The following is an 8,753-nucleotide window of genomic DNA, read 5'->3' as shown; positions in this document are numbered from 1 at the left end:
AAAGTCGGTTTTTTTGTGCTTAAATGTATCGTGTAGGAGCAGGTTTACCCTGCGATCTTTTACGAAAGTTGAATATGACGACGGTCGGAGGTTCACTCTCCACAATACACGTCCTGCATCCACTACTTATCTCAAGTGGTAAAATAAAGAGATAAACAAGCCGACGAAAGTCGGTTTTTTTGTGTCTAATATCCATGTAGGAGCAGGTTTACCCTGCGATTTTTTATGAAAGTTGAAGACGACGACGCTCAGAGATTCACTACTGCATGATTAAACTCCCGAAATACTTTTCATTTTTTTTCTGACTGATACCCTAATCGCGTATTTATTTAGAGAAAGCGTTATATGTTTCAATCACTCAGAATTTTATTACTACTTGTTTTTTGTTGTGTTCCTTTAACTGTTGAAGCGCTTACATTAGGTGCTGAGCGCGCAGAAGAGTATTTACCTGTGTTAAAAGGTAAGCGCGTCGGATTAATCGTAAACCAAACATCCCGCATTGAGGACCAACATCTAGTTGATTACTTACTTAATAAAGAAGTGGATGTTAAAAAGGTCTTTGCACCGGAACATGGTTTTCGTGGTAATTATGATGCGGGTGCTAAAGTAGATGATGCAACAGATGTGAAAACTGGGCTACCAATCATTTCGCTTTATGGTAGTAATAAAAAGCCAAGGCCTGAGCAGCTCAAAGATATCGATGTGCTTATTTTTGATATTCAAGATGTGGGGTTACGCTTTTATACTTATATCAGCACTATGCACCTCGCGATGGAGGCTGCAGCCGATGCAAATATTGAATTTTGGGTTTTTGATAGGCCAAACCCAAATATCGCATATGTTGATGGCCCATTATTAGAAAAACCATTTCAATCTTTTGTTGGTATGCATCCCATTCCCGTATTGCATGGCATGACCGTTGGCGAACTTGCGACTATGATTAAAGGAGAAGGGTGGTTAACCTCGCTTAAAGCGCCACAGTTACGTGTATTTCCAATGCGAAATTATAGCGGTACCACCGAATACAGATTGCCGATCCCACCAAGTCCTAACCTGCCAAACCAACAAGCAATCTACTTGTATCCATCTTTGTGCTTTTTTGAAGCGACACCTATTTCTGTTGGTCGTGGAACGGATTTTCCATTTCAAGTTTTTGGCTATCCAGACCCTAAGTTGGGTGAGTTTCAGTTCACTCCCCGACCAGTACTAGGTGCGGCTTCCAATCCTAAATTAAATGGTGTGACTGCGTTTGGGCAGGATTTAAGAAACAGCAATGTACGAGGTTTTGATCTAACTTGGTTTGTTGCTGCATACGCACAGTTCAAACACGAGAATAAAGCGTTTTTTCAGTCCCCCGGTTTTCTCGATAAGCTTGCAGGCACGGACAAAGTCCGCAAAGCCATTGAATCTGGCCAATCGGCATCAGAGCTGAGGAAACTGTGGCAGCAGGATGTACAAGATTTTTTAAAGCAGCGGAAAAAGTATTTATTATACCCGAGGTAGTAGTGGGCTTTTGTTAGAGGTAAACGGCAGCACGAGTCTGCCGTGAGTGGTTTAAGTCTTACTCGCTACGCAATACTTGCATGTTTTCATTGGCCTTATCCACACGTTTTTGCCAATGCAGGTTAGATTGCGCGAGTGCAGTGAATAAAACATCAATAAGGTAGGCTTGAGAAGTACGAGACAGCATGCCTGAATGCTTAAGTGGCTCCCCTTCATTAATGCAATACAGTATCGCATCTGCCATTTCCGCGAGTGAGTGGCTACCATAACGTGAAATGGCAAGACATTTACAGCCATTATCCAGAGCTTGATTAGTCAAGGTTAGCAAGCTCTTGCTGGTTCCTGTATTGCTGATCACAATAAAAAGATCGTCTTTCCCCATCGTTGCAATAAAGCTAGAGGCACTGATTTCATCGACCTGAGCAATTGCCGGAATACCAAGCTTTTGGAGTTTCCAAGTTAAATCTTGGGCCATAGTGAAGGTACTACCAAGTGCACATACGATGACTTTTCGTGCGTTTTTCACCAACTGAATTGCGTTCTCAAACTGTTTTGCTGAGTTAAGTTTTCGAGTTTCGGAAATAACATTTTGCTGTTTTAGTTGTAATTTATCTGCGATTAACTCGATGGAGTCATTACTGGAAATTAACTCATCAATTGCTGCGCTGGTATCTGTTTGCTCGTTGAGCGCATCAACAACGGCAAGTTTAAATGCTGGAAATCCTTTATACCCCAGCTTTTGGGCAAATTTTACGACGCTAGATTGGCTGACACCGGCTTCGCGTGCCAGCTCAACGGAGGAAAGCGCACGGATTTTATCGCCCGAGTTCAAGGTAAAGTCAGCAAGCTTTGCTTCACTATTTGAGAGTGATGGACGAAGTGCTTTTATTTTGACAAATGTAGACATACGATACTCAATCCGAACTAAATTAATCTGTCCATATTATAGGTTCAATTGGAACGTTACGATAGACCAAAAAGGAATATCATTGCACAAAACACACTCATTGTACCAGTATTAGGGTTAAATGTTGACTTAAATTTAATTTAGTCGCAAAGGCTTGGTGTTTTAAACCGCTTAACTTAAGCTAAGTGTTTTGAATTTATAGACTAAACTATATGGCTTGGTACTCGATTTTGCCACCTTTGATTGCGATTGCAGTCGTGTTTTGGCGTAAAGAAGTGATTATCGCTTTGATTTTAGCGTTAGTTTCTTCCGAATTTTTATTGGCTGTACATGGCCAGCAGTCGCTAGTTGCTGGCACATTTGTAGGCAGTATCGAACGTGTTATTGAGGTTGCGACATCGGCAGGTAACAGCCGGATCTTGATTTTTAGCATTGTGATCGGTGCATTGCTCGCCTTCATCCGAGAGTCAGGTGGGGTTGCTGCAACGGTGAATATGCTGCTTAATCGAGGCGTCGCTAAGAGTAAGCGTCAGGTTGGCTTACTGACCATGTTTACTGGCACGGCTGTGTTTATCGAATCAAATATGAGTGTACTAACTTCTGGTATTGTTGCGAGGGGGCTATTTGACAGGTTCAAAATGAGTCGGGCTCGTTTGGCTTATATCATCGATAGTACTAGTGCTCCTGTATGTATTTTGATTTTACTTAATGGCTGGGGAGCTTATGTGCTTGGGCTGCTGAGTAACTACGAACTTGAGCAGTCAGCAGTGAGTATTTTATGGGGTAGTGTCGCGTTTAACTTTTATGCGATTATCGCACTGTTAATTGTTCTCTATACTATTGTCTTTGATAAAGTTCATGGACCGATGAAGGCTGCGGAACAAGAGTTAAAACACCAAACGGCTGAAATAAGTAGTGGGCCGAGTGCTACCAAGTCGCGTTATATGCTGATCCCTTTATTAACGCTGATTGTAAGTATGCTTGGATTTATGTTTTGGACTGGCAATGGTGTATTGGCAAATGGTAGTGGCTCTAAATCAGTACTTTATGCCACACTCTTAGCTTCAACGGTTGCATACTTGCTGCTTTTAACCGGCAAGAGATTTAGTCATCACGAGCTAATGGATGTTGGGTTTAAGGGAATGGGAGAACTGCTGCCATTGGTAAGTATTGTGTTACTCTCTTTGACCTTAGGTGCAAGTCTAAAAGAGTTAGGAACAGGGACTTTTGTTGCGTCTTTAGTTGGTGACTATTTGCCTATTTACTTGATAGTGCCTGTACTCTTTATTACTGGTGCAATCATGTCATTTACGACTGGTACATCATGGGGCACCTTCGCCATATTAATACCTATTGGTGTGCCACTTATTCAATCGCTAGGCTTACCGCCGTCGCTTGTGCTTGGTGCTATCTTAAGTGGCGGAATATTTGGTGATCACTGCTCGCCTATCTCTGATACCAGTGCGGTATCGGCACTGGCATCTGGATGTGACTTACTGACTCATGTTAAAACCCAGTTGCCTTATGCATTGGTGGGCGGGGTATTAGCAATTATCAGCTTCTTTATTGCCAGCCTTATTATGATTTAAGAGTAAGCGCCAGTTAGGGGCAAGCCAAAACTTGGTTTTGCCCCGTACTTTCAATAGCAATAATTTGTCCGTTGTTGGCGGTCGACAGTGCTAGCATAACTGGCGTATTAAAATTGATAACACTAGTTTTTGGCTGTGGCATCACGCTAAGTAGGCTTTGTTTTAACTCGATGAGGGTATGGGTATTACACTCTTCAATTAACCAAGCATCATCGTTAATTGCAACGAGTCGACCGTAACGCTGTTCTTGAACTTGTTGTTGCGCAGCCTCAAATCTAGCATCCAGCACTTTTTTCTGTTCATCTATACGGGCAAGATACTGGCCTTGCTGTAGCTCATGCGTTTCGATGTGTTGAAAATCTCCATAACTGACTAAATGAGCATTTGAGTTATATTCTTTATCAATATCAAAATGTTGATTTTGATACCATAAGGTGAAAAGTAAAGCGACTGAACAAGTAACCGCGCTCCACTGCCAAGTTTCTATACGACCCAAATAATGATGGGCAAAGCTAACTAGTCGCACCTTGATGCGAGTAGCCAAAGTTAACGGTTTTTCCTGCTTGTTAGCTTGGTAAGCCGCTTTTAACTTGGCGTCAAATTTGTCTAAATTACTCATGATCTTCACCCACTTGAGACTTTAGAGTCTCTTTTGCGTATCTAATTCGAGTTTTTACAGTCTCTTGTGTGGCCCCTACAATTTGTGCTATTTCAGCTAAGCTGAACCCTTCTAACTGTAAGCTTAGCGCCTCTTTTTGTAATAAAGGAAGTGTAGCAATTTGCTGGTATAGCCACTGTTCCTCCGATGTTTTTGTGAACTCATTGGAGTTGGTCATACCTACTTTACTATCTGTCAACTCAGAGAGTTTACCTGACGCCCTGATTGAATCGATTAGCAAGTTACGTGCAATGTGAAACAAGTAAGCCTTGGGGTGACCCTGTTGTCGATAAGCGCTTTTCTTTTCGATGACTTTTAGCCATGTTTTTTGACATATATCTTCTGCCGACGCCGCCTGTGTTTGTGTTTTTAGAAAGTGAAATAAATCACCTTGATAGCGCTCAATGACTTGCTCTAGGTATTTTACTTTACCCGTCGTCGCATATTCATAAAGCGGATCTTCTACGTTGCTGGTGGCGCGAGCACGCCACATTTTCAAGCTACTCAGCATAGGCAATCCTAAGTCTCAAGGGTCAACAGACCCTAATATCAATAAGCTAAATTAACCTGAGCTTCGGATAATTAATGCCTTTCTAGCAGCCAGTTTTAGCGCTAACTGCGTTGAATTCACTTCCAATAGCCAGCTATTGGTGCATAAATTCGCCTTGTTATCCCTAAAACTGTCAGGCTAGATAAGGGGATAATTTAATGTGGTATTAAAAACAATGAGTTAGCTCATTCCTTATCCAAACCTCAGGTTAAATTAAGAAGTTTACTTCGTGACTCAGCGACTCAAATTGATTACGTATCAATGGCTGTTATTGTTCCAGTGTAAACTCTAATACAACGCGCTGAGCGTATTGCGGCTGCGGCTTTCCATCAACAATAAGTGGTCTATACTTCCATTTCCTTAGTGCTCTGACAGCAGCCTGATCAAATACTCTTTTAGGCTCCGCATTCGTCACTTTAACATTAATCACTTCGCCTTGTGGAGAAATGGCAAACTCCATTTCTACCCAGCCTTCCACTCCATCTCTAGCAGCCGCGGGCGGATAGTTAGGGTTGCTTCTAACAAGTGGAGTCGCTTGCCCATCGGTGGAGAATTGCAGCGTCATTGTGTTAGTAAACTTACCTAAATCTACGCTAGGTGTCTCGCTACTAATTTGTAGATTATCTCCTGTATCAACGATATTTTCAGTCGGTCTAACTGGGGCCGTTATTGGTTTTGGTGGTTCTGGCATTACCCTTTTTTCTTCGACTGGAGAGTCCTCTCTATCCGTTGCAATAGTAAGATCAAATACTTCTATGTCGACAATGGGGGGAGTGAGTTCCTGAGAAACTAAGTTTTGCATAAAGCCAAAGGTGGCAAAAGTAATAATAACTGCGCCAACAAGCGATAGTGCGAGTTTTGGAATTGCTAAATTAGGCTGTTGAAGAGTGGCTAATGTCGTCATGATTTTATCCCTGTTATATTGTTTTCGTATATAAAACGTTTGGGTAACTGAAACGGGGTGAAAGTTTTTAGATTTTTTTGATATGTATCTTGGTTTGGCTACAGGCCATGGATTACAATGCACGAAAAGCAGAGCACATTATTTAATTTTTCGTGATCATAGGTAGTTATGAAGTTAGTTGAGATCAATAAAGCGCGTTATCGCAAACATTTAAATCAAGTAATTATTGCTTGCGTTGTGGCGCTAGCACTCGGTAGTTTAGGGATTGCTCAGTTATTGATCCAATTATTTCCTGATGTAGATGGTAGCCATTTTCATTGGAATCTAACTGGTGTAGTAGTGACCTGCATCGTCATTGGGCTCGTGCTCAAAAAGCATAAAGCGCATCCCTTTATGACTGAAGTCAGTTATGTGTGGGACTTAAAGCAATCCTTGAACAAAATCACCCGTAAAATGGCGAAGTTAAAACAGGCAGCGCAGCAGGGGGATGTGGACGCGATGACGGCGATTCAGTATAGCTATGCGGGATCTCGTCAGCTATGGCAATTGGATGACAACACCATAACGATGGATGATTTGGCGATGTGGCAAGCAGAGCTGGATTCACTGGCTTGCAAGTATCAAGTTGAAATAAAAGCAGAAAACTATAAAGAAACGATATTGAAACAGTACTAACAAAGCGGCTTGTTTCGGCGTTAAACTTTTTCACAATTTTTAATGTGACACTAATGTGTCAGAACGGTAATATAACAGTCAAATTTTCTATTAAAGGAACACTTTGAACTGTGCTATTGCGTCATCGGTTTCACCAGTTCGGCTGGTTGGTTCTTATCAACTCTCTTTGCTCAATCTTAATTACCATAAATGTTGTAAATACCAACCCTGTTGATTATCAAGGACTGACATTATTTTACGTTTCCGTATCAACGTGGAGCCATATGGCTTTACTCACAGCGTTAGTGAGTATTGTCGCTATGCCTTTAGTATGGTTACAGTCAAATAAAGTGAGATCCGTATGCTTTGCTTTATTTTATGCATTGTTTTTCGTAGCACTTATTGCAAATAGCTTGTGCTTTGAGCTTTACAAGTTTCATATTAACGGTGTTATTATCGATATGCTGCTTGCAGGCCAAGTTATTGAGTTCTCGCCAATTGCATGGGCTCAAGCGGTAGCCATTTTTGTTATGATATTTGCTTTCCAGTTTTACCTGTTAACGTGGTTAAGTAAGCCCCGAGCCGTAATGCAGCTGCGCTTTGGTCGAAAGTTCACTAGCGTAACCATTATTGCCCTGTTGGCGAGCAATACAATTCATGCTTGGGCAAGTGCGACGGTATATCAACCGATCACAGGATTCAGTAAGTATTTACCCCTCTACAAACCTGCAACAGCAAACTCTTTTTTGCGTAAATATGATTTGCTAGATGAGGCTGCATTGGCGCAGCAGAAATCAATGTCTTTAACACAAGGGCAATTTAACTATCCTTTACAACCTATTGAAGTAGAGCCAGTTAAAAAGCCTCTTGATATTGTTTTTGTGGTACTGGATTCATGGCGGTATGATGCTTTCACGGCACAAGTTACTCCCAATATTTGGCGGTTCTCACAACAAGGTGTGGTCTTCAATCAACACTTCTCTACTGGAAATTCTACACGAACAGGGATCACCGGACTGTTTTATGGTTTGCCAGGCACTGCTTGGCAGGATATTTACAACAATCGAGTTACGCCATTATTGATGGATAGAATGCGCGATTTGGGTTATCAATTTGGGGTATTTTCGTCTGCACAACTTGTTCGCCCTGAGTTTAATGAAACCGTGTTTGCTCGCATTAAGGGGCTAAAAACGCATACAAAAGGTGATGACGTATTAGCTAGGGATGAGCAGATCACCAAAAGTTGGGTTAAATGGTATGCTAATAAAGATCCAAACCAGCCGTCTTTCAGTTTTCTCTTTTATGATGCAATCCATGGCTACGCAGTTCCTGAGGGTTACCATGCCGGGTTTGGGCCAATGCACGGCCCCATTAACCATATGTTATTGGACAACGATTATGATAGAGAACCAATTTTAAATCGTTATCTTACCAGTACACACTTTGTAGATAGTCTTGCTGCATCGGTATTAGCGCAGCTTGATATAGAAAATACACTGGTGATTATCACATCAGATCATGGTGAAGAGCTTAATGACAACAAGCTTAATTACTGGGGACACAATAGTAATTTTACTGAGCCGCAGATAAAGGTGCCATTTATTGTTGTAGGACCAAAAAGCGAAAAGTGGCAGTATTGGCAAGCCTCAAATGTGGTAACTAGTCACTTAGACGTCGTGCCGACGTTGATGAATGAGTACTTAGGGGTCAAAAACACACCTGAAGATTATAGTACGGGTTATAACTTAACCGGAACAGTTAAAAAGAGAAACTGGCTATTACTCAGTAGCTACAATAAATATGCGATTGTGAGTAAGCAGCAAATTGTTGAAGTCTCGCCCATGGGAACTTATGAGATGCTCGATGAAACTAACAAGCCATCTGAGCAAAAGCCAAACTTTGAATATATTCAAGAGGCAATGCAGCAGATAAGCCACTTTCAGCAGATAAAAGAGGATTAGGTGTGCTGGTGGACTGTCGTGCTAACT

General features: G+C 41.6%; 8 protein-coding genes. 4 read left to right on the top strand and 4 right to left on the bottom strand.

The features are described from left to right. Positions 1-345 precede the first annotated feature (345 nt). The gene (locus L3V43_RS01930) at positions 346-1,503 is read left to right on the top strand and encodes a DUF1343 domain-containing protein (RefSeq protein ID WP_237115815.1); all 1,158 of its coding nucleotides are present in this window, start codon (positions 346-348) and stop codon (positions 1,501-1,503) included. Positions 1,504-1,561: 58 nt separating this feature from the next. Here the strand turns inward: L3V43_RS01930 and L3V43_RS01925 are convergent, their stop codons facing one another. After that, positions 1,562-2,410 carry a MurR/RpiR family transcriptional regulator gene (locus L3V43_RS01925; RefSeq protein ID WP_010606197.1) on the bottom strand — a complete coding sequence of 283 codons (849 nt, stop codon included), beginning with the start codon at positions 2,408-2,410 and terminating at the stop codon, positions 1,562-1,564. Between the two features lie 212 nt (positions 2,411-2,622). Between L3V43_RS01925 and L3V43_RS01920 the strand changes: the two genes are divergently transcribed. Then, positions 2,623-3,999 carry a Na+/H+ antiporter NhaC family protein gene (locus L3V43_RS01920; RefSeq protein ID WP_237115816.1) on the top strand — a complete coding sequence of 459 codons (1,377 nt, stop codon included), beginning with the start codon at positions 2,623-2,625 and terminating at the stop codon, positions 3,997-3,999. 13 nt (positions 4,000-4,012) lie between these two features. On the opposite strand, the gene L3V43_RS01915 is transcribed toward L3V43_RS01920, so the two are convergent. From L3V43_RS01915 to L3V43_RS01905, 3 genes are all read right to left on the bottom strand, one after another. Next, the gene (locus L3V43_RS01915; protein ID WP_010606199.1) at positions 4,013-4,618 is read right to left on the bottom strand and encodes a hypothetical protein; all 606 of its coding nucleotides are present in this window, start codon (positions 4,616-4,618) and stop codon (positions 4,013-4,015) included. Next, positions 4,611-5,168, bottom strand: coding sequence for an RNA polymerase sigma factor (locus L3V43_RS01910; RefSeq protein WP_010606200.1), 558 nt, complete (start codon positions 5,166-5,168; stop codon positions 4,611-4,613). Before L3V43_RS01910 ends, L3V43_RS01915 begins: the two co-directional genes overlap by 8 nt. A 307-nt stretch (positions 5,169-5,475) precedes the next feature. After that, a complete protein-coding gene (locus L3V43_RS01905) occupies positions 5,476-6,111 on the bottom strand; it encodes an energy transducer TonB (RefSeq protein ID WP_237115817.1) in 636 nt (211 codons plus the stop codon). A 168-nt stretch (positions 6,112-6,279) separates the two neighbouring features. Between L3V43_RS01905 and L3V43_RS01900 the strand changes: the two genes are divergently transcribed. Beyond that, the gene (locus L3V43_RS01900; RefSeq protein WP_237115818.1) at positions 6,280-6,786 is read left to right on the top strand and encodes a DUF3087 domain-containing protein; all 507 of its coding nucleotides are present in this window, start codon (positions 6,280-6,282) and stop codon (positions 6,784-6,786) included. A 110-nt stretch (positions 6,787-6,896) separates the two neighbouring features. After that, positions 6,897-8,726, top strand: a complete 1,830-nt coding sequence (locus L3V43_RS01895; protein WP_237115819.1) for a DUF3413 domain-containing protein — start codon at positions 6,897-6,899, stop codon at positions 8,724-8,726. The last annotated feature ends 27 nt before the right edge of the window (positions 8,727-8,753 follow it).

It is taken from the genome of Pseudoalteromonas sp. L23 (genome assembly GCF_021728455.1).
Classification (GTDB): Bacteria; Pseudomonadota; Gammaproteobacteria; order Enterobacterales; family Alteromonadaceae; genus Pseudoalteromonas.
This window is presented reverse-complemented; position numbering and strand designations above follow the sequence as displayed.

What these genes read in the sequence shown, in the direction of transcription:
- L3V43_RS01930 (WP_237115815.1), top strand. Translation starts at nt 346, where the DNA reads ATGTTTCAATCACTCAGAATTTTATTACTACTTGTTTTTTGTTGTGTT.
- L3V43_RS01925 (WP_010606197.1), bottom strand. Translation starts at nt 2,410, where the DNA reads ATGTCTACATTTGTCAAAATAAAAGCACTTCGTCCATCACTCTCAAAT.
- L3V43_RS01920 (WP_237115816.1), top strand. Translation starts at nt 2,623, where the DNA reads ATGGCTTGGTACTCGATTTTGCCACCTTTGATTGCGATTGCAGTCGTG.
- L3V43_RS01915 (WP_010606199.1), bottom strand. Translation starts at nt 4,618, where the DNA reads ATGAGTAATTTAGACAAATTTGACGCCAAGTTAAAAGCGGCTTACCAA.
- L3V43_RS01910 (WP_010606200.1), bottom strand. Translation starts at nt 5,168, where the DNA reads ATGCTGAGTAGCTTGAAAATGTGGCGTGCTCGCGCCACCAGCAACGTA.
- L3V43_RS01905 (WP_237115817.1), bottom strand. Translation starts at nt 6,111, where the DNA reads ATGACGACATTAGCCACTCTTCAACAGCCTAATTTAGCAATTCCAAAA.
- L3V43_RS01900 (WP_237115818.1), top strand. Translation starts at nt 6,280, where the DNA reads ATGAAGTTAGTTGAGATCAATAAAGCGCGTTATCGCAAACATTTAAAT.